Annotated in this window: 19 protein-coding genes; 8 read left to right on the forward strand and 11 right to left on the reverse strand. The window is 52.8% G+C overall.

Annotation, left to right across the window (positions count from 1 at the left end):
• Nucleotides 1-81 precede the first annotated feature (81 nt).
• Complete coding sequence (locus BN54_RS09945) at nt 82-996, forward strand: LysR family transcriptional regulator (RefSeq protein ID WP_019205164.1); 915 nt, start codon at nt 82-84, stop codon at nt 994-996.
• Here BN54_RS09945 and BN54_RS00520 read toward each other — a convergent pair.
• On the reverse strand, nt 977-1,846 hold the full coding sequence (locus tag BN54_RS00520; RefSeq protein ID WP_019205165.1) for an alpha/beta hydrolase: 870 nt from the start codon (nt 1,844-1,846) through the stop codon (nt 977-979). The genes BN54_RS09945 and BN54_RS00520 overlap by 20 nt on opposite strands.
• Nucleotides 1,847-2,051: 205 nt before the next feature.
• Here BN54_RS00520 and BN54_RS00525 point away from each other — a divergent pair, with 205 nt between their 5' ends.
• Nucleotides 2,052-3,038 (forward strand): alpha/beta hydrolase, encoded by a 987-nt coding sequence (locus tag BN54_RS00525; protein ID WP_019205166.1) that lies wholly within the window; start codon nt 2,052-2,054, stop codon nt 3,036-3,038.
• 122 nt (nt 3,039-3,160) lie between these two features.
• On the opposite strand, the gene BN54_RS00530 is transcribed toward BN54_RS00525, so the two are convergent.
• The gene (locus BN54_RS00530; protein ID WP_019205167.1) at nt 3,161-4,093 is read right to left on the reverse strand and encodes a metal ABC transporter solute-binding protein, Zn/Mn family; all 933 of its coding nucleotides are present in this window, start codon (nt 4,091-4,093) and stop codon (nt 3,161-3,163) included.
• A 379-nt stretch (nt 4,094-4,472) separates the two neighbouring features.
• Between BN54_RS00530 and BN54_RS00535 the strand changes: the two genes are divergently transcribed.
• The 3 genes from BN54_RS00535 (at nt 4,473) to BN54_RS00545 (ending at nt 8,502) form a co-directional block, all read left to right on the forward strand.
• Nucleotides 4,473-6,449: an elongation factor G gene (locus tag BN54_RS00535; RefSeq protein WP_040469772.1), complete on the forward strand. Its 1,977-nt coding sequence runs from the start codon at nt 4,473-4,475 to the stop codon at nt 6,447-6,449.
• Between the two features lie 361 nt (nt 6,450-6,810).
• Complete coding sequence (locus BN54_RS00540; protein WP_019205169.1) at nt 6,811-7,929, forward strand: 5-methyltetrahydropteroyltriglutamate--homocysteine S-methyltransferase; 1,119 nt, start codon at nt 6,811-6,813, stop codon at nt 7,927-7,929.
• Nucleotides 7,930-8,025: 96 nt separating this feature from the next.
• Nucleotides 8,026-8,502 carry an S-ribosylhomocysteine lyase gene (locus tag BN54_RS00545; protein ID WP_019205170.1) on the forward strand — a complete coding sequence of 159 codons (477 nt, stop codon included), beginning with the start codon at nt 8,026-8,028 and terminating at the stop codon, nt 8,500-8,502.
• A 55-nt stretch (nt 8,503-8,557) separates the two neighbouring features.
• On the opposite strand, the gene BN54_RS00550 is transcribed toward BN54_RS00545, so the two are convergent.
• Entirely contained in the window at nt 8,558-9,622 is a 1,065-nt protein-coding gene (locus tag BN54_RS00550) for a PTS sugar transporter subunit IIC (protein ID WP_019205171.1), read from the reverse strand.
• Between the two features lie 322 nt (nt 9,623-9,944).
• Between BN54_RS00550 and BN54_RS00555 the strand changes: the two genes are divergently transcribed.
• Nucleotides 9,945-11,096 carry a pyridoxal phosphate-dependent aminotransferase gene (locus tag BN54_RS00555; RefSeq protein ID WP_019205172.1) on the forward strand — a complete coding sequence of 384 codons (1,152 nt, stop codon included), beginning with the start codon at nt 9,945-9,947 and terminating at the stop codon, nt 11,094-11,096.
• Between the two features lie 10 nt (nt 11,097-11,106).
• Nucleotides 11,107-12,096 carry a D-2-hydroxyacid dehydrogenase gene (locus tag BN54_RS00560; RefSeq protein WP_019205173.1) on the forward strand — a complete coding sequence of 330 codons (990 nt, stop codon included), beginning with the start codon at nt 11,107-11,109 and terminating at the stop codon, nt 12,094-12,096.
• 75 nt (nt 12,097-12,171) lie between these two features.
• On the opposite strand, the gene BN54_RS00565 is transcribed toward BN54_RS00560, so the two are convergent.
• The 4 genes from BN54_RS00565 to BN54_RS00580 all read right to left on the reverse strand — a co-directional run bounded on the left by BN54_RS00565 (nt 12,172) and on the right by BN54_RS00580 (nt 14,262).
• On the reverse strand, nt 12,172-12,570 hold the full coding sequence (locus BN54_RS00565) for a hypothetical protein (protein WP_019205174.1): 399 nt from the start codon (nt 12,568-12,570) through the stop codon (nt 12,172-12,174).
• A gap of 9 nt (nt 12,571-12,579) precedes the next feature.
• A complete protein-coding gene (locus BN54_RS00570; RefSeq protein ID WP_019205175.1) occupies nt 12,580-12,996 on the reverse strand; it encodes a hypothetical protein in 417 nt (138 codons plus the stop codon).
• A complete protein-coding gene (locus BN54_RS00575) occupies nt 12,986-13,468 on the reverse strand; it encodes a hypothetical protein (protein WP_019205176.1) in 483 nt (160 codons plus the stop codon). Before BN54_RS00575 ends, BN54_RS00570 begins: the two co-directional genes overlap by 11 nt.
• 242 nt (nt 13,469-13,710) lie before the next feature.
• The gene (locus BN54_RS00580) at nt 13,711-14,262 is read right to left on the reverse strand and encodes a cysteine hydrolase family protein (RefSeq protein WP_019205177.1); all 552 of its coding nucleotides are present in this window, start codon (nt 14,260-14,262) and stop codon (nt 13,711-13,713) included.
• A 163-nt stretch (nt 14,263-14,425) separates the two neighbouring features.
• On the opposite strand from BN54_RS00580, the gene pnuC reads away from it, so the two are divergent.
• Entirely contained in the window at nt 14,426-15,148 is a 723-nt protein-coding gene (pnuC, locus tag BN54_RS00585) for a nicotinamide riboside transporter PnuC (RefSeq protein ID WP_019205178.1), read from the forward strand.
• A gap of 82 nt (nt 15,149-15,230) precedes the next feature.
• Here pnuC and BN54_RS00590 read toward each other — a convergent pair whose 3' ends face one another.
• From BN54_RS00590 to trpX, 4 genes are all read right to left on the reverse strand, one after another.
• Entirely contained in the window at nt 15,231-15,428 is a 198-nt protein-coding gene (locus tag BN54_RS00590) for a hypothetical protein (protein WP_019205179.1), read from the reverse strand.
• 204 nt (nt 15,429-15,632) lie between these two features.
• Nucleotides 15,633-16,394, reverse strand: a complete 762-nt coding sequence (locus BN54_RS00595) for an ABC transporter ATP-binding protein (RefSeq protein ID WP_019205180.1) — start codon at nt 16,392-16,394, stop codon at nt 15,633-15,635.
• Nucleotides 16,387-17,289, reverse strand: a complete 903-nt coding sequence (locus BN54_RS00600; protein ID WP_019205181.1) for an ABC transporter permease — start codon at nt 17,287-17,289, stop codon at nt 16,387-16,389. Before BN54_RS00600 ends, BN54_RS00595 begins: the two co-directional genes overlap by 8 nt.
• Nucleotides 17,289-18,287: a tryptophan ABC transporter substrate-binding protein gene (trpX, locus tag BN54_RS00605; RefSeq protein WP_019205182.1), complete on the reverse strand. Its 999-nt coding sequence runs from the start codon at nt 18,285-18,287 to the stop codon at nt 17,289-17,291. The genes BN54_RS00600 and trpX overlap by 1 nt, the downstream gene beginning before the upstream one ends.
• Nucleotides 18,288-18,787: the final 500 nt, after the last annotated feature.

The following is an 18,787-nucleotide window of genomic DNA, read 5'->3' on the forward strand; positions in this document are numbered from 1 at the left end:
CTTTCCCCCTTGGGCTGGGGGCCAGGTGGAGAATTTTGCGCTTGCCAGTTTGCTAAAATTTTTTGAAAGGATAATGAGACGATGGAACTACGCACCTTACATTACTTTCTGGCGATTTGCCAAGCCAAAAATATTACTAAAGCTGCGGCCAGCCTGCATCTTGCCCAGCCCTCTTTGTCCCGGCAAATGAAGGAATTAGAGCAGGAGCTCGGGGTGACCCTGTTTCACCGCGGCCACCGGGAAATCGTGCTGACCGAGGCTGGTTATCTGTTACAAGCTCGCGCTCAAGAAATGATTGCCCTAGAAGAGAAAACGTTGAGTGCCCTGCAACAGTCGCAAATATTGGCGGGGACGCTCAATATCGGGGCGGGGCAGAGTCCGGCCATGGAAATCATTATGCAAGTTATCGATCAAATTGCCCAGGCCCATCCGCAAGTGCGCTTTAATCTGATCGATGGAAATGCTGACCAAATTGAAGCGCAAGTGAATAATGGTAGTTTGGATTTTGGCGTCATCATGGGAGAACGGCCGCTTAGTAATTTTGCCAGTCTCACTTTACCAGTACAAAACGAATTTGTGGCGGTCTTCAGCGATCAGTTGCCCCTGGCCGAGAAAACGGTGGTGACCCCCGCGGATCTGATTGCCTACCCCATTATCACCTCTAATCAAACCCTGGTCTCTGATAAGTTTCGTGCGTGGTGGGGACCAGCGCTGCCCCACCTCCATCAATTAATGGGGGCCAATCTGGCCTATAACGCATCACTTTTGGCCAAACAGGGCCATGCCGTACAATTGACTTACCGTCACTTGCTTAATTTAGCCGATCAGCATTTAATTGCGCGGCCATTATCACCAACGGTGACCGATACCAATACGGTCATTTGGCAAGCCAACGGGCGCTTGACCAACTTGGGCCGGCATTTTTTACAAACCTTGCAAACGGTGGTGTCGGCTCAGGGGCCCGATCAAGCACGCGTCAACGCCAAAGAAAATTAACCAGTGCTTGGTCGACCTGGTGATTTTCGTGCAGGCGACTGTGCTGAGCCTGGCGCCCGGTAATCTTAAGTTCGTGGTAACTCTGAGCCCGGTCACTGACCAGGTATTGGTAGCTGCGGGCAGAGTTGACCGGAACGTCGCCATCGGAATGGGTACCGTTGTTAAGGTCGCCGTAAATGTTTAATACTTGTGCGGAAGTTGGAAAACGGTGGCGCAACCCCAAGAGCCCTTGGTACTCTGGCAAAAAGTGCTGGGGCCGGTGGTGGGGGCCAAGGAGTTTGATTTGTTCCGCGTCGGCTTCCCCGACCAAGCCGTTGTAATGCCCAGCGATGGAAACTTGGTGGACCAAGCGTGGCAAGTGGGGATCGTTTGCATTGGTTGCTAAATAATAGGCAATTTGCAGGTTGCCCATGGAATGGCCGACTAAATTCATGGTTGTAAAACCATAGCGCTTTTGCATGGCGGTGACAACGGCTTTAACGTAGTTGCTGCTTTTGGCATAAGAGCCAGCTAAATCGGCTTCGCGCCCGGTGACGGACTTGTTGTTTTGCAGGTTCACCTCAATGATGGGGTTGATGGCGCCAGCTTTAATGGTCCCGTGCCAAGTAACTTTCCCTGCGGCACTTACGTCGGCTTGGACAATCGTTTTCGTAACCCCGTGGCGGCGGGCATAGTTGGTCATCTGCTCTTCAGCGCGGGCTGAAGAACCCCACCCATGGAAAAATAGGGTCGGAGTCGTTGAGCGAACGTACGGCTGACTGGCAGCTTGACTGTCTTTGCTACCGCCCAGGGGAATGAGGGCCAGGCCAATCATGGCAGCCAGGCCGAGGTGCTTTAGAATGAGTTTCAAAATAATCCCTCCTCGTCGGTTAATTGTATGCTGGGGCAAAAGAAAAGAGAAATGCCAATTTTGCCTGCTTGGCAATGCTTTTTGGGTATTGCCAACCACGCCCTTGGCATAGTTAAAAGCTATGCTGCTGAATTTGAAATCGGTATTGGTATTTAACGCGGCCCAGCCTTAAACTGAGGGAAAAGCACAGAAAGAAGGATGTCAGATGACGCTTAAATTAACGACGACTTGGGACAAAGTCTTTCCGCCAAGTCCGCAAGTAGCCACCCAGAAGGTTACCTTTCACAATCACTTTGGCATTGAGTTAGCGGCGGACCTTTATTTGCCCCGCCAGCGGGGAAAGCAGTTACCAGCCCTGGCGGTTGCGGGCCCGTTTGGCGCGGTGAAGGAACAAGCCAGTGGCCTGTATGCGCAGACTATGGCCGAGCGGGGGTTTGTGACCTTGGCGTTTGATCCCTCGTTTACTGGTGAAAGTGGTGGGACAGTGCGCGATGTTTTCTCACTGGACCTTAATACGGAAGACTTTCAAGCGGCGATTGACTACTTAAGCAACCGCCCAGAGGTTGATGCCGAGCGGCTTGGCATCATTGGGATTTGTGGCTGGGGTGGCATCGCGCTTAACGCAGCGGCAAACGATCCCCGGATCAAGGCCACGGTGGCAGCGACGATGTACGATATGCCGCGGGTCGGGGCGCAGGGCTATTTTGATCAGTTGAGCGCCCAAGAACGCTACCAAGTAAAGCAACAGGTCAGTCAGCAACGCACCATTGATTATGCTCAGGGGACTTATGCCAAAGCCGGTGGGGTGGTTGATCCGCTGCCCCAGGATGCGCCGGATTTTGTGAAGCAGTATCATGCCTACTACAAGACTGCGCGGGGCTACCACCCGCGGTCAGTCAATTCTAATGCGGGCTGGGTTTTGCAGGCCAATGAAAGTTGGGCCAATACCAAGCTGTTGGTTCATCCGGAAGATCTGCGCGGCGCGGTCTTGATTGTACACGGAGAAAAAGCCCACAGCCGCTACATGGGTGAAGCGACATTTAAGAAACTGACGGGAAACAATAAAGAATTGATGATTGTTCCCGGGGCAACTCATACTGACTTGTACGATGGCGGTAATCACAACTACATTCCGTTTGCTCGCTTGGTGGATTTTTTTGCGCGTTATCTTGATGTGACGGAAGCTGAATAAGTAGCTGGGAAGAAACTAGCAACAATAAAAAAGTGATAGCAACCAACGTTTTCAGTAACGCGGTTGATATCACTTTTTTAGTTACCAGCAAATTTAAAAGTTTGATGGCTCTACTCGCGACCTTACTTAATTTGCCGAGCTTGAATTTTTTGAAGGGCTTTGTATTGGTCGGTCATCCATTGTAAATAAGTCTTACCATCTGGCTTAGTTTCGGTAACCTTTAGAACCGGTATATTGGATTGCTTAGCGGTTTTTAAGAGGTTCTTGACCGTGGAATTAGTTTCTTGACTATTATTAACAAAGAATGCAATTTTGTGCTTTTTCATGTCGTTTTGTATTTGCTGAATGTCTTTTGGGGATGGGTCAGTACTGTCTTCAACGGCTTTAGCGAAGTGAGGGTTGTTGACTTGATAGCCAAGGTTAGCTAAAGCATAGTTGAAAACTGGTTCGCTAACATCAACCTTATTGTTAGCAGGATCTACTTTTTGCTTTGTATCATCAATTACTTGGTTTAGCTTAGCTAGCTTTGCTTTGTACTTAGCAGCGTTAGCCTGATAGTCCGCTTTATGGGTTGGGTCTAATTTCGCATAACTATTAGCCAAGGTGTCAGCTAACTTACTCATTGTTTTAGGTTGATACCAAATATGTTCGTTGGCGCCATCGGCTTTCCCGATCACATCGGCAACGTTTACGAGGGCTTTCGTGTTATTGGTAGACTTAGCCAATTTCTTCATCCAACCATCATAACCGAGCCCATTTTGAATCACCACGTTGGCTTTAGCAACTTGTTTTGCCTGCTTCGTAGTTGGTTTGTATTCGTGAGGTTCTACGGCTGCACTATTGATTACTGAGGTTACTTGGCCGTGTGTGCCGGCGACGGCCTTAGCTGTTTCGCCGTAGAAGTTAAGACTGCTGACCACGCGGATGGGTTTTGTAGATGCCGCTTGAGCTGGTTTAGTAGTCTGCCTAATTTGATCGATGCCGAAACCTAAACTACTAATCAAAAGACCGAGGCCAAGAGTTGCTAAAATGAGAAATTTTCGTTTACGTACCATGTGTCAATATTATTCCTCCATTGTTTATATTTAAATAGTAATGATTACTGTTTAAGCAGGAACATAATAACTGAAATCAGCTGGGTTGGCAAGTTAACCTCAATAGTTTCTACCTTCGTAAAACGTTTACATAAATAATTGATTATTAATTAAATAAATCAGTTCACTAAGGAGAATTTGGACTCTAATTATAAAAAATAAATTTTGTTACAAAAAATTGTTTTTAGAAGGACTTCCTTTAAGACACTAATTAATAGTGAATCTGGACGCCAAAGTAGAATTGTTCAATGAATGAGAGCAATGAACTGGGGGTTGCTTTTTTGCGCCGCCAAAAATGTGGTAAGCTAAGCATATGATTTTTTTCAAGGAAGTGACGGCAATGACCAAGCAGGCAACGATCGGCTTGATGGCCCACGTTGACGCCGGCAAGACGACCTTGGCGGAGGGGATGTTATACCAAGCCGGGACGATCCGCCAAGCCGGCCGGGTCGATCGGGGGAATACCTTTTTAGACCCGGAGGCGTTAGAGAAGCAACGGGGGATCACGATCTTTGATCACCAGGCGGAACTGGTGGTGGACGACTGGCAGTTTACCCTCTTGGACACCCCCGGCCACGTTGATTTTGCGCCGGCGGTGGAGCGGGTCTTGGCGATCTTAGACCTAGCCGTGTTGGTGGTGTCGGCCAGCGATGGAATCCAGAGTCATACCCGGACTCTGTGGGAATTATTAGCGGCCCATCAGGTGCCAACTTGTGTGTTCATTAATAAAATTGATCAGGCGGGGGCGCAGCCGGCCCAAGTCTTGGCGGATTTACAAGCTGAATTTGGGGCCGCGGTGATTCCCTTTAATCAACCCACGGCCCTTGCGCAGCAACCAGCGGCAACGGCGGAAGCGATTGCCATGCAAAGTGATGAAGCCGTCCTTGACGAATACCTCACGACCGGAACGGTCCCGGCGACGGTGGTAACCAAGTTAGTCGCCGCGCGGCAAGTGGTCCCGGTCTACTTTGGTGCCGCTTTGCACCAAACCGGGGTTCAAGAATTGCTGCAGGGGTTAACGACGTGGACGCCCGCCTTTGTCCCTGCCCCGACTATGGCCGCCCGAGTCTTTAAGATTTCACATGCGGCGGATGGCACGCGGTTGACCTGGCTGCGGGTCTTGGGCGATGAACTGGTCGCCAAGCAAATCCTCGCCGGTGAAAAAGCGGACCAATTACGTCGCTACAACGGCGCGCAATTTCAAATTGTTCCCCGGGCGTTGGCCGGGGAAGTGGTGGCCGTGGCGGGTCCCCAGCAAACTTATCCGGGGCAGGGACTCGGGGCGAGCGCAGATGCGGCGCCGGCCCGTTTGCGTCCGGTGCTTAACTACGCGGTGCAAATGGCAGCGGCAGACTTTGCGGCCGTCCGGGCAGCCCTGACGGAATTAGCCGACGAAGAACCGCTGCTGCATTTGCTGGTTAACCAGGAGTTAGGTACCTTAACCCTGCAATTGATGGGGGAAGTGCAAGTTGAAGTGCTGACCGCGCTGCTCAAAGCGCGCTTTGGCCTAACGGTGACCCTGGTCCCGGCCGGGATCGTCTACCGCGAGACCATTACGGCCCCCGTGGAAGGGGTCGGCCACTACGAACCCCTGCGCCACTACGCCGAAGCCCACCTATTACTAGAACCCGGGGCGCCGGGCAGTGGCGTGCAGGTGGCAACGGCAACGCGCGAAGAAGTCCTGGCCCACAATTTACAAAGCCAGGTCCTGGCGGCTTTACGGGCCAAAGAACACCGTGGCGTGTTGATTGGTGCGCCGTTGACCGACGTCAAAATCACTTTGGTCGGGGGGCGTGGGCACCTGAAGCACACCAGCGGCGGTGATTTTCGCCAGGCGACTTGGCGGGCGGTCCGGCAAGGCTTGATGACCCTGCGAGCGCAAGGGAAAGTGGCCTTGCTGGAGCCGTGGTATGACTTTACGCTACGATTGCCCGCGGCGCAGGTCGGCCGGGCCTTAACGGATGTCCAACGCTTTGGGGGCAGCTTGCAATTGCCCGCCCAACTGCCGACGGGCGATGAGCTGGTCCAGTTAACCGGCCGGGCCCCGGTCGCGGCCTTACGGGATTATCCCACCACGGTGCGCGGCTACACCCACGGGCGCGGTCAATTAGCAGTCCGCTTTGGTGGTTTTCACCCGGCTCAGGATCCGGCGGCGATCGAAGCTGCGGCCAATTATGATCCGGTCGCGGACCTGGAAAATCCGCCTGGTTCCGTCTTTTGTGCCCACGGGGCCGGGTATCCGGTGGCGTGGGATCAGGTGCCCCAAGCGATGCACTGTCCCTACTTTGTTCCGGCGGTGATGGCTGCGCAAAATTAATTGGTCCGGTGGGGTTGACTTTCTCAACTGGCGGTTATAAGATAATGACAATTAAATTAGAAAACACTGAGAACAGATGAGTAAGCAAGGGCGCTTTGCTCAGAGAGCCGGGGGTGGTGCAAGCCGGCCAAAGTTGCCTTGCCGAAGATGGTCTGGGAGCGTTTCAGTGGTGATAATCAGCCACTGACGGGGTGCCGTCCGATAGCCACGGCAAAGTATCAGATGGTACTTGCTGAGGAGCTGGTTGGAAGGCCAGCTTGAATTTGGGTGGTAACCCGTTGATTTCAAAAGGAAGTTGACGTCCCTAGTCAGACACGAAGGTGCTGGCTAGGGATTTTTTTGGTTTAAGGGGGAAATAAAGATGAGTGCAAAATTACGGTATGACATTGTCGGTTCCTTTTTACGGCCAGCGGCCCTGAAGGAGGCGCGGGCCCAATTTGTGGCCGGGCAAATTGACCAAGCAGCCCTAACCCAAGTCGAAGATGAACAGATTAAGCAACTGGTGCAAAAAGAAGCCGCGGCCGGTTTAAAGGTGGTAACCGACGGTGAGTTCCGGCGCAGCTACTGGCACCTGGATACCTTCTGGGGCTTTGGTGGCGTCGAGCATATTGTGCGCGAGCACGGCTATTTCTTCCATGATGAAGAGACCCGGGCCGACTCAGCCCGGGTGGCGGGCAAGATTACCTTTACCGGGACGCACCCGGATTTAGCGGCCTTCAAGTTTTTAAAGCAGATCACGGCTGGGACGGATTTAACCCCGCGGCAATCAATTCCAGCTCCGGCCCAACTATACGCGGAACTGGTACGGGGGCCGGAAAACGTGGCCGCCTTACGTAAAGTCTACCCCACGGATGAGGCCTTATTCACTGACATTGCCAACGCCTACCGGGACTTAATCTTAGCCTTATATGAGGCCGGTTGTCGGGATCTTAAGCTCGATGACTGTACCTGGGGGATGATCGTCGATGACCGGTACTGGCAAGCCCGCGATGAAACGGCCTTTGACCGGGAGCAACTCCAAGAAATCTACTTGCGTTTGAACAATGGGGCCTTGCGGGACCTGCCGGCCGACCTGCGGGTTTCGACCCACGTCTGCCGGGGGAACTACCACTCGACGTGGGCGGCCCAAGGGGGCTACGCGCCGGTCGCCGCGACCCTCTTTGCCAAGGAAAAGGTGGCTGCGTTTTACCTTGAATTTGATGACGACCGGTCCGGGGACTTCGCGCCATTGGCTCAAGTGCCAGCTGGCAAGCAAGTGGTCTTGGGGCTGGTAACGTCTAAGCAAGCCGCCCTCGAAGATCCGGCCCAACTTAAGGCCCGCATCGCCGAAGCGAGTCAGTATGTCGCTTCAGCCGACCTCGCCTTAAGTACCCAGTGTGGTTTTGCCTCGACGGAAGAGGGTAATCAACTCACTGAGGACCAGCAATGGGCCAAGATCAAACTGGTCCGGGAAGTGGCCCAAGCGGTTTGGGGCGAATAGCTTTTAAAAAGTAAGAAAAACGGTTGACGCCACTTCGAATTTGATCAAGAATAAGGAACAAGGGGCGCGCCCCGAAGTTTAAAGGAGGAATTTGCGATGGCAGAAGTAGAAAGTTTTACCCTTGATCATACCAAGGTCAAGGCTCCGTACGTACGGCTGATTACGGTTGAAACGGGGCCTAAGGGGGATGAAATCAGCAATTACGATTTACGCTTGGTTCAACCAAATGAAAATGCGATTCCCACGGCTGGATTGCATACGATTGAACACTTGTTGGCCGGCCTCTTACGGGATCGGTTGACCGGGGTGATTGATTGCTCGCCGTTTGGTTGCCGGACCGGGTTCCACCTGATTACTTGGGGCCGTCATTCGACCACGGAAGTCGCTCAGGCCTTGAAGTCCTCCCTGGAAGAAATTGCTTACCACACGGAATGGGAAGATGTCCAAGGGACGACGATTGAAAGCTGCGGTAATTACCGTGACCACTCCCTCTTCTCGGCCAAGGAATGGGCCAAGAAGATCCTGGCGGAAGGGATTTCAGACCAACCCTTTGAACGCCACGTGGTTGATTAACCTGGCTTAAAACACGAAAAAAAGCTGGATCCGGCGGAGGATCCAGCTTTTTTTACTAGGCGTTGAGGTCGACGTACCAATGGTTTTTGTCGACAATGTGTAAGACATTTTTGCAGAAATGGTAGGAAAGCAGGGCGACCACCGTGGGTAAGACCAAGTACATCAACCCGACCGTCAGTAAGTTGGCGCCCACGCTACCGTGGAGGTGGGTGTAGGCGTTGATCGGGGCGACTGGGAAGCCGAAACCGGCATAGGCGGCACCATTTTCCATCCGGGCAAACGGCAAGGAATCAACCAACCCGGCTAAGGCGCCGGAAAGGGCGATGGGAATCAACATTTGGGGGTGACGCAAGAAGTTGGCCAGCATCATCTTCACCGACCCAAAGGCCATCGCCACCACCAGCCCCTTGCCATTGACCTTGGAAACAGCGTAGGCGACGGTGAAGAAACAAGCCGTGATCCCGACCGAAGCGGCCCCACCGGCGATTCCAGCGATGGAAAAGGCATAGGCCAGCCCGACCGTTGACAACGGAGTGGCGATGATAACGGCAAAGGCGAGGCCCAAGATCGTGCACATCAAGAGCGGTTCCAGTTTAGTGACCTGGTTTAAGAAGGTACCGACGGTGGTTGAGATCAGGTGCACGTAAGGGTAGGTCCAAGTCCCGATCCCACCGACCACGCAGGCACCGATGATTGGGTCCCAAATGATCGACCAGCTGCCGACGTATTGGCGGACAGCAAAAATTACGACAATCGCCAGGGCGGTCACTAAAATCGTATTGATCAAATCGCCCATCCCAATTAAGGTATAGGTTTGGTCCTTGGCTGAGTAAGCCACGGCGCCTGAGCCAATTAAGGTCGCTAGGGCGACGCTGGTCTTTTCAATCATGTTGAAGCCAAACTGACCGGCGGCTAAGGCCCCACACAGGACTGGAACGGCGTACATCGCCAGGTTAGTGATCATATTTAAGCTGGCCCAGAAGGCACCGTGATCGGCGAGGGCCTGAAAGACCGGCCCAATGATCGCGCTGGGCGTGACGGAAACAACGATCGCCATCGCCACGGCCGACATGACCTTATTCCAAAAGGCGCCGGGGGAATATTGCTTTAATTCTGTCATAAAAAGTTACTCCTTAAAATGAGAAATGATTAATATAAGGGTGAAGCGACCGCTGGTTAGCTACCACACTTAGATGGTATAAAAATAACTTTTTGTCGCGGCTGCGTTACCTGATTGTTTTTGAACATGACGATTCTACCGGACTTTACAAGAAAAGGCAAGCGGTGGGGATGAAATAATGATTATTCAGCGTTTAGTGCATAAAACTTGTATTTTACTTGTCGAATCACTTAACTTAGTGTATGATTAACAATTATAAAAACATTAGAAAGTGAATAGCGGCTGGGGTGGCCAGTCGCTGGACAAAGAGGAGATGTTCTGCATGGATCGTACATTTTTAAACCCCGCTTACCAAGCCCCAGCGCCAAATTTGTTGGCGGAAGTCTGTGAAAAAGCGGCCACGATGGAAAAAGTGATTGACTTATCGATTGGGGATCCGGACCTGCCGACCCCGGCGGCGATTACCGAAGCGGCCTTTAAAGCCGTGGCGGCGGGGGATACCCACTACACGGCGGCGATGGGAAAGCCGGCATTACGCCAGGCTATCGCTGATTTTTACACCACCCGCTTTGCGCGGCCGACGACGGCGGACCAGGTGATGGTCACGGTCGGCACCGAACACGCTCTCTTCTTGGCCTTGCAAGCGGTCATTGCGCCGGGGGATGAAGCGATCATTTTGGAACCTTGCTTCTCCCCGTATTTTGATCAAGTTAAGTTAGCCGGTGGGGTGGCCGTTGACGTGCCTGCCGATCCGGCGCGTGGTTTTGCCTTTGATCTGGCGGCGGTGGAAGCCGCAATTACGGCCAAGACCAAGGTCTTAATCGTCAACTCGCCGAATAACCCGACCGGGTACGCCATGACGGCGGAAGAGGCCGAGGGGCTGGCTAAGCTGGCTCAGGAGCATGACTTCTTGATCTTTAGTGACGAAATCTACGCTGACTACCTCGAACCCGGGGTGGAATTTGCGACGCCGGCCACCTATGCGCCTGCACACACGGTGGTTTTCAGTGGCTTTTCCAAGAACATGGCGATGACGGGGTGGCGGATTGGTTACTTAACCGGCCCGGAATGGCTAGTTGATGCGGCGGGCTATGTCAATGATGCGGTGACTTTCTCGGCACCAACCCCGTCCCAAGACGCGGCCTTGTATGCCTTAGCCCACTATAATGAAATGAAGGCGCCGGTGGTGAGTGAGTTCCAAGCCCGCTTGACCTACTTAAACCAAGCCCTGGCGGAAGTGCCGTGGTTAAAGGTCACGCCGGCCAAGGGAAGCATTTACCTCTTCCCAGACATCACGGCTACGGGGCTTGATTCAGTAGCCTTTGCCGACAAGCTCTTAGAAGAAGCCGGGATCCTGGTCGTTCCCGGGGTGGCCTTTGGTCCGGCCGGGGAAGGCTTTGTTCGGATTGCGGCCACTCAAAAGCAGGCGGTCTTAGAAGAAGCCGTGGCGCGGATGAAACAATTACAGTGGTAGGAGGCAGCTTATGAAAAAGATTATTATGTATGCGGTCTTGGATGAAGAACAGCCCTTTATTGACGCTTGGGCTCGGGAACACGACGTTGAGATTAAGTCAGTGGCTGAGCGGTTGACCCCGGAAACTGTGGGCTTAGCCAAGGGCTTCGACGGGATCAACGTTCAGCAGACGATTCCGCTGGATCCCTCGATTTATCCAACCTTAAAGTCCTTTGGCATCAAGCAGATTACCGCGCGGATGGTCGGCTTTGACTTTATTGACTTGAAGTTGGCCCGCGAAAACGGCCTGACAGTTACGAATGTGCCGGCTTACTCGCCGCGGGCAATCGCGGAAATGGGGTTGACCCAAGCGTTGCGCCTGGTCCGCAAGTTGGGCTATTATGATGCGCGGATGGACCAGCTGGACTTCCGCTGGAGTGGGTTGGAAAGTACCGAAATCTATAACTTGACGGTCGGCGTGATCGGCGCCGGTCACATCGGTGGGGCCACTGCCCAGCTGTACGCGGCCTTGGGAGCGAAGGTCCTGGCGGTCGATCCGGTCCACCACGCGGAATTAGAACCGTACCTGACCTATACGGACTTAGCCACGGTCCTCAAAGAATCCGACATCGTGACCCTCCACACCCCGCTCAACGCTGAAACGGCCAACATGATTGACGCGGCCGCCTTAAAGCAGATGAAAAAGACGGCCTACCTGATCAATATGGCCCGCGGGGGCTTGGTGGTAACCGCTGATTTGATCGCTGCCTTACAGAACCACGAAATTGCCGGGGCCGCTCTGGATACCTTGGCCAACGAAGGCCAGTTCTTCGAAAAACAGGCTCAACCCGAAGAGATTCCAGCCGACTATAAGACTTTGCGGGCCATGCCGAACGTCTTGATTTCGCCCCACAGTGCCTTTTACACCGATACGGCGATGCGCAATATTGTAACGATGGGACTGGATGATGTCTTATTGATTTTAAACGGTAAGCGGCCAAACTATCCGGTTGTAGATTAACTAACGTATCGAACGAACAAAGCGCGTGCGCTCAGTCAAGGGACTGGCGGACGCGCTTTATTAGTACGGTAAGGATTAAAGTTTAAGAATTTGGTGGATGATTAAGGTCAAGAGGGGGATGATTAATCCCGCACCGATCAAGCCCATGATCCACCACGTAACGCGGATTAAGGCATCAATTTTGGCGCCTAAGACGTCAAAGCGATCGTCGATTTTTTGATCCAGGGTCGCAAAGCGGTTGTCGATTTTTTGATCTAGAAGATCGGACCGGTTCTCAATCTTTTGGTCGGTCACATCAAACCGGGCTTCAACCTTGGTGAAGTTTTGATTGACCTTGTGCATGGCAGTATTAAATTCTTCGCGGGTTACGTACTGGCCATCCATACCATCACCCCCATCAGTAGTTTTTAGTTGGGCCGTGAAGAACCGTTTTTCCCAGTTTGGGTCGTGGTTGTTTAACGTTGCTGCTCTCATTTTAGCACCTCAAGCGGAATGACGGTATTTAAAAAGACACCTTTCCAAAACAAATCGTTCAGCTGGGGGTCGGCGGGACCAACGGGGGGCATAAGAAAGTAGCAGATGTAGGCGCGAATGCGCCGCCAAGTCAGTGCCAACGACTTGGCAACTCAACTTCACGATGACCAAGCCGGGCTCTAGATCGGGTGGTACACTGACGGTCGGCTGGACTAAGGCTGGGAAAGGGGCCGCCAGACTGGTCGTCACCAGACCGTAAACGCCCGCGGCGGGAGCGCTTAATGGGGCTGGTAAGTACAGGGCCAGCCGGACCGTGAAGTTGATTGGCGCGGAATTATTATGGAAGGTAAGGTAATCAATGGGCTGGTCCGCTGCATCCAACAGGGATAAAGCAATGACCTCAAACGGCAACGCTTTACGCATCATTCTCACCCGCTTGCTCTTGTTCAATCAGTTCCGCGATTGCCTCGCGTAGCAAGCGCGGGGCTTGGTACTTACCAGAATCGTTCGGTTGGTGTTCAGCGACGTACCACTGGTAGTGGCCAGTTTGGTCGGGCTTCATCACGTAGACGTAGTCGATCAACCAAAACGCTCCGGTAGCAGTCAGCTTATGGTACAGCTCGTCGTAGGAAGAATAGCGGGTGTCATGCCAAGGTTCACCGTAGTCACGATGATAGGCGATGACGTGTTCGTAGATCGGCAGCCGGGGACCGGCCTCAACTTCCATCCCTAAGGCTAAGAGGTCGCCAAGGGCCAGAAGTTGGTCGACCTTGGCGGGATCGTGATAGGCAAGGTTCAGGATTGCGCCCACGCAGTCCAAACCGCCGTCGCAATGACAATAAACGCCGCGGACTTCACCACTGGCTAACACTTTGAAAATCACGGCACGGGTACTCATTTGTTTCCCTCCTTGTTGGTTTTGCGAATTTATTTTCTCTTTAGTTCGATATTAACAAATTGTTTTCGGCAAAGCGACCCTTGGAGGTGATATTTTGAATTTAATTGAATCAAGTGTTTGGCTTAGTTATTGCGGATAAGTGGTGATTGAGACCTAAAAATTAAAGATCGAAAATAAAAGCGCTCCCGGTGACGGGGAGCGCTGATGATCTTTGACAGCTTCAGGGTCATTGCCGGATTAAGCTAGGCCAGCACCCTTGCCCCTAGGCTGTGGGCAAAGTGGTCCAGTGCCCATTCCTGGCCGTGTTCGGTAAAGGTAGTGACCCCGGCGGCTGGGATCGTGAGCTGGTAGTTTAAGTTGTAGGCCGCCATTGCGGTGTGCAGAACACAAATGTCGGTGCAGACCCCGACCAACCACAGTTCGTTAATGTGGCGTTCGCGCAGGTAGTTGTCCAGATTGGTGTTTTGAAAGGCCGAGTAGCGGTTTTTGTTGAACTGGTAGACGCGTTCGTCCGCTTGGTGGGCATCGTACCAGTCCTTGACCGGACCGTATAAAGCTTGGCCCCAAGTCCCGACCAGATTGTGAGGAGGGAAAAGCTTACTTTCTGGGTGGAAGTGGTCATTGGGATTGTGGGCGTCGGTCGGGAAAATGACGTAGTCGCCGGCTTGGTAGAATTCTTCGGCGAGGTGGGTGATGTAGGGGGCCAACGCTTGGGCCGGCCGGCCACAGGTTAAGGCCCCTTGGTCGGCAATAAAGTCGTTGGTGTAATCAATAATTAAGAGTGCTTTGGGCATTGTGATGACCTCTTTTCTGTTTAATTGGTCCTAATTATTGTCGCTGATGGGCGGTTTAGCAAGGTATAATTTTAAATTATTCCAAAAATGTTGTTTATTTATATTTTGAAAGTGATAAAATGAGCGACAAGTTAAATTAGGACTTAGTTTGGAGGAAATAAAAATGCAAGAAACCCCGCACGGCTGGTGGTACAACCAGCTTTTTACCAATTGGAAGAAATTTGAAGTCACCTACATCAGTATTTTGTTGGCCTTGCAGGTCATCGTCTACCTGATCGCCCCGGACAGTTGGATCGGGATGGCCTCGGGGATCTTTGGGACCCTGTGTCTGGTCTACGGGATGAAGGGGCGCAAGATCTCCTTTATTTTCGGCTTTCTTCAGTGCTTGGCGATGACGTACGTTGCCTGGATCAGCCACGCCTACGGGTCCTTTGCGATGGACATTTTCTATGTAATTTCCCAGCCGATCGGGTGGTTCATGTGGGGCCATGATGAAGCTACCAAGCGTTTTTCTAAGCAAACCCGGGGCTTGATCTTTGCCGGGGCCTTTGTGGCTTGGGGGCTGGGCTGGTGGATCCTCGCTTTGGTTCACGGTCAATTGCCGTATTTTGACTCAATTAACTTTGTGGTCAGCTTTATTGCCCAGATTCTCTACATCCTCAAGTTCCAGGAAAACTGGTCGCTGTGGATTGTGGTCAACTTAGCCAACATTATCTACTGGGGAATTTTAGCGGTGCAGATTGCGACCGGGGCGACGGCGATCGGAACCTTTGGGGCCGCCCTGTCGCAAGTTGCCCTGCAAGCAGCCTTGCTCTTTAATTCCTTGTATGCCACGAAGGTTTGGGCCAGTGGCGAAGCCGATCATGAAGGTGGCGCTGGTAAGTAATTAATTCAAAGAGCGGTCCCCGTTTAGGGGGGGCCGTGAGTACTTGGGGCCGGTGGTCGCGCCGGCCAATACATAGTTTTCGTTAATCTTCACCATTGAAAAAGTCCGCAAGTTCCTTTGGGGTTCGAAGTTGTTTGACAGGGACTTGTTGAATGGCAGTTTGCAGTTCGAGATCTGCCATTTGATCCGGTGTTAAAGAGCAAGCGAAGCGGCTTTTGCCGGTTACAGCGAAGTTGGTGTGACCCAGAGTTTGGGCTTCTTTTCTAGGGGTTGAACTCATCTATTTTCACCTCACATCATTGATAAAGATATTATCCACGCAAATGATAAGCCAATCAAGTAAGCAAAAAGAGGTTAAGAAAAAAGTCCTAAAATTTCAAAAGCGCTAGCAATCACGTTGCTGAAAACGTTGATTGCTAGCGCTTTTTGTTGTTACTTTCTAAGGCCTAGCCAAAAAGCTAGCTCCTTGTCAGTCTCTACATCATTATTCAAAGTAACCGGCTAATTTTTCCGGGGTTAGGTTCGCTTTTTCGGCGCCGGTCAAGTCGGCCTTGATTTGGCCGTCCTTTAAGACTAAGAGCCGGTTGCCGTACTTGATCGCGTCCTCCATGTGGTGGGTGATCATCAGGGCCGTCAAGTGGTCTTCGGTAATGCGCGCGTTGGTGGCTTGCATTAGGGTTGCGCTAGTATGCGGATCCAAAGCGGCGGTGTGTTCGTCCAACAATAAAATATCGGGCCGCTTGAGGGTCGCCATCAAAAAACTGAGCGCCTGGCGTTGGCCGCCGGACAGGGCGCCGGTGGCGGTGTTCAGCCGGTTTTCCAGGCCGTTGTTCATCGAGGCGGCCAGCTGGGCAAATTCAGCCAAGCGCTGCTTGAGGCCCCGGAAGCGTAACCGCCGCCGTTGGCCCCGCCGGGTGGCCAGCAGGAGGTTTTCGGCAACCGTCATCCGCGGTGCCGTGCCTAATTTTGGATCTTGAAAGACCCGGCTTAAAAAGCTGGTTCGGGCGACTTCCCCCTGGTGGGTGATGTCGTGGCCGTTGTGAAGGACTTGGCCAGCGTCGGCGATCAGATTGCCACCGATGACGTTAAAGAGGGTCGATTTACCGGCCCCGTTGGTCCCGACGATTGTGATGAAATCCCCCGGGTTGATTTTCAAGGAGAGTCCCTTTAAAATCGTGGTTTCACTGGCCGTCCCCTTATTGACGACGGTTGAGACGTTTTTCAGTTCCAGAATTGGTTCAGTCATGGGTAGCGACCCCCTTTAGGATTGGCTTTTTCAGGTTCAAAATCTTATCCAGCTGTGGCAGCATCATGCACAGGGCTAAGACGATCGAAGAAATCAGGTTTAAGTCGTTGGCCGAGAAGCCCAGTTGCAAGACGGCGAGCAGGATCAAACGGTAGATGATACTCCCGAGGGTGACGGCGACCAAGCGTTGGCCCAGCGTCAATTCCCCGAAGGCAACTTCCCCGATAATGATTGAGGCCAAGGCGATCACGATCGTCCCGATCCCCATGTTGATGTCGGCATAGCCGTTGCTTTGGGCGACTAAGGCCCCGCACAGGCCGACCAAACCGTTGGACAGCATCAGCCCAAAGATGACCATCTTGTTGGTCGCGATCCCCATTGAGCGGGCCATGGCCGGGTTGTCCCCGGTGGCGATGAAGGCTTGGCCGTATTCGGTGTTTAAGAACAGCACGATCAAGCCGGTTACGATCGCGATCACGATCAGCCCTAAGACGACGCTGTCGAAGTACTGCGGCAGCTGCTTTAAAAAGGCGTTGGAAAAGAGGGTCGTTTGGCCCATCAAGGACAGGTTGGACTTGTTGCCCATGATCCGCAGGTTGACCGAGTAGGCGGCCGTCATCGTCAAAATCCCGGCTAAGAGGCTGGGAATCTTGCCCTTGGTGGTCAACAGACCGGTAATCAGCCCGGCCAGCGCCCCGGCCAGACAGGCGACCAGGGAAGCCAGCAGGGGGTTGACCCCGTGAGTGATCAGGGAAACTGCGGTGGCCGCCCCAAGTGGGAAGGTCCCTTCGACGGTCATATCAGTGACGTTTAAGATGCGGAAACTCAGGTAGAGCCCGAGGCCGAGTAAAGCCCAGAGCAGCCCCTGGCCGATGGATGATGTAATCAGTCCCATTATTTAAATACCTCCCCGTGGTTCGTGGCTTCTTGTTGGAAATCCTTTGGAATCGTCAGGCCAAGCTTTTGGGCCTGCTTGAGGTTTAAGACCGGCTCACCGTGGCGGATGTATTCGATCGCCGTGGTAGCAGGTTTTTTGTCCCCACGCAGGATCGCGGCCGTTACCTTGCCCCCTTCTTCGCCCATCTTAAATTGGTTGATCGAGTAGGTGGCGACCCCGCCTTGCTTGACCATCGTGTCAACGGCCGGGAAGACCGGCTTGTTGACGGCGTCAGCGTTTTTGACCAGGGTCTGCATCGCTCCGGCGATCGTGTTGTCGGTCGGCACGATCACGGCGTCGACTTCGCTCAGCAGGGCTTGGGAAACCTGGTTGAGATCGTTACTGTTGGCAATCGAAGCGACCTTGAGGTTCATCTTGAGTTGTTTGGCCGTCTTGATGAAGATCTTGGCTTCCGAGGCTGCCGATGGGTCTGAGGACGTGTAGATCAGGCCAAAGGTTTTGGCGTGGGGCATGAATTTCTTAACCAGCTGCAGTTGTTCTAAGACCGGGGCTTGTCCGGAGATCCCGGTGATGTTGCCGCCGGGGTGCTGGTTGTTTTTGACCAAGCCGGCCTCCTTTGGGTCGGTGACCGCCCCTAAGACAATTGGGGTCTTGGTCGTGGTGTTGGCCAGGGCCTGGCTGGCGGGGGTGGTGATCCCAAAGAGGATCGTGGCGTTGTCGTTGACTAACTTGTTGGCCATCGTCTTGAGGTTGGATTGGTCCCCGTTGGCATTTTGGTACTCGATGGTAATGTTTTTGCCATCGTGGTAGCCTTCCTTAGCTAACTGGTGGACGAAACCGTGGTAGATTTGGTCCAAGGCCGGGTGGTGCATTAAGGTCAGCACCCCGACCTTGGGCTTTTTATTGAGGCTGAAGGTCGATCCGCCGTTGTCGGTGAAAAAAGCAAAACCGAGAAAGGCGACCAGGATCGCGATCAGGGCAGACATTCGTTTCATGATGATTCCTCCCAGGTGAGTAATGTGGAACAAAGGGGTAAAAAGAAAGACCCCGCGTACACACCACGCGGGGCCTTGGAAAAGAAAAGCCCGCACGTGGGATCCGTACGGGCACTGATTTAATCAGCTAGCCGGTACAGATGCAATCTGAAAATCTTCAGGCTGCATCCGCACCGCGGTCAACCTGAATTACCGGCTTTGCCACCAAGATTTGGATTGTGAAGCAACGTAATTCATGATTCTAGCTCTCCTTTGTTTTTGTTGATTTTATCATACCGGTTGGTAGCAGGGCTGTCAAGAAAAAATTAAAAAGAAATGAGAACGGGACTTGTTGCTTCAGTTAAAGTGACGAAGGAGGGGTGACCAGTACGCACCGGTACGCTTGGGCAACCTTACTTTACCGTCAATTGATCGTAATAGTTCTGCGCCGTTTGCCGGGACAGGTGAAACATCTGGCTAAGGTTAGTGACCACTTCGGTTGGCGCCTGTCCCTGGCTTTT

The organism is Limosilactobacillus ingluviei str. Autruche 4, assembly GCF_000312405.1.
Taxonomy (GTDB): domain Bacteria; phylum Bacillota; class Bacilli; order Lactobacillales; family Lactobacillaceae; genus Limosilactobacillus; species Limosilactobacillus ingluviei.

Coding starts and splice junctions, on each gene's coding strand:
- BN54_RS09945 (WP_019205164.1), top strand. CDS start 82: ATGGAACTACGCACCTTACATTACTTTCTGGCGATTTGCCAAGCCAAA.
- BN54_RS00525 (WP_019205166.1), top strand. CDS start 2,052: ATGACGCTTAAATTAACGACGACTTGGGACAAAGTCTTTCCGCCAAGT.
- BN54_RS00530 (WP_019205167.1), bottom strand. CDS start 4,093: ATGGTACGTAAACGAAAATTTCTCATTTTAGCAACTCTTGGCCTCGGT.
- BN54_RS00535 (WP_040469772.1), top strand. CDS start 4,473: ATGACCAAGCAGGCAACGATCGGCTTGATGGCCCACGTTGACGCCGGC.
- BN54_RS00540 (WP_019205169.1), top strand. CDS start 6,811: ATGAGTGCAAAATTACGGTATGACATTGTCGGTTCCTTTTTACGGCCA.
- BN54_RS00545 (WP_019205170.1), top strand. CDS start 8,026: ATGGCAGAAGTAGAAAGTTTTACCCTTGATCATACCAAGGTCAAGGCT.
- BN54_RS00550 (WP_019205171.1), bottom strand. CDS start 9,622: ATGACAGAATTAAAGCAATATTCCCCCGGCGCCTTTTGGAATAAGGTC.
- BN54_RS00555 (WP_019205172.1), top strand. CDS start 9,945: ATGGATCGTACATTTTTAAACCCCGCTTACCAAGCCCCAGCGCCAAAT.
- BN54_RS00560 (WP_019205173.1), top strand. CDS start 11,107: ATGAAAAAGATTATTATGTATGCGGTCTTGGATGAAGAACAGCCCTTT.
- BN54_RS00565 (WP_019205174.1), bottom strand. CDS start 12,570: ATGAGAGCAGCAACGTTAAACAACCACGACCCAAACTGGGAAAAACGG.
- BN54_RS00570 (WP_019205175.1), bottom strand. CDS start 12,996: ATGATGCGTAAAGCGTTGCCGTTTGAGGTCATTGCTTTATCCCTGTTG.
- BN54_RS00575 (WP_019205176.1), bottom strand. CDS start 13,468: ATGAGTACCCGTGCCGTGATTTTCAAAGTGTTAGCCAGTGGTGAAGTC.
- BN54_RS00580 (WP_019205177.1), bottom strand. CDS start 14,262: ATGCCCAAAGCACTCTTAATTATTGATTACACCAACGACTTTATTGCC.
- pnuC (WP_019205178.1), top strand. CDS start 14,426: ATGCAAGAAACCCCGCACGGCTGGTGGTACAACCAGCTTTTTACCAAT.
- BN54_RS00590 (WP_019205179.1), bottom strand. CDS start 15,428: ATGAGTTCAACCCCTAGAAAAGAAGCCCAAACTCTGGGTCACACCAAC.
- BN54_RS00595 (WP_019205180.1), bottom strand. CDS start 16,394: ATGACTGAACCAATTCTGGAACTGAAAAACGTCTCAACCGTCGTCAAT.
- BN54_RS00600 (WP_019205181.1), bottom strand. CDS start 17,289: ATGGGACTGATTACATCATCCATCGGCCAGGGGCTGCTCTGGGCTTTA.
- trpX (WP_019205182.1), bottom strand. CDS start 18,287: ATGAAACGAATGTCTGCCCTGATCGCGATCCTGGTCGCCTTTCTCGGT.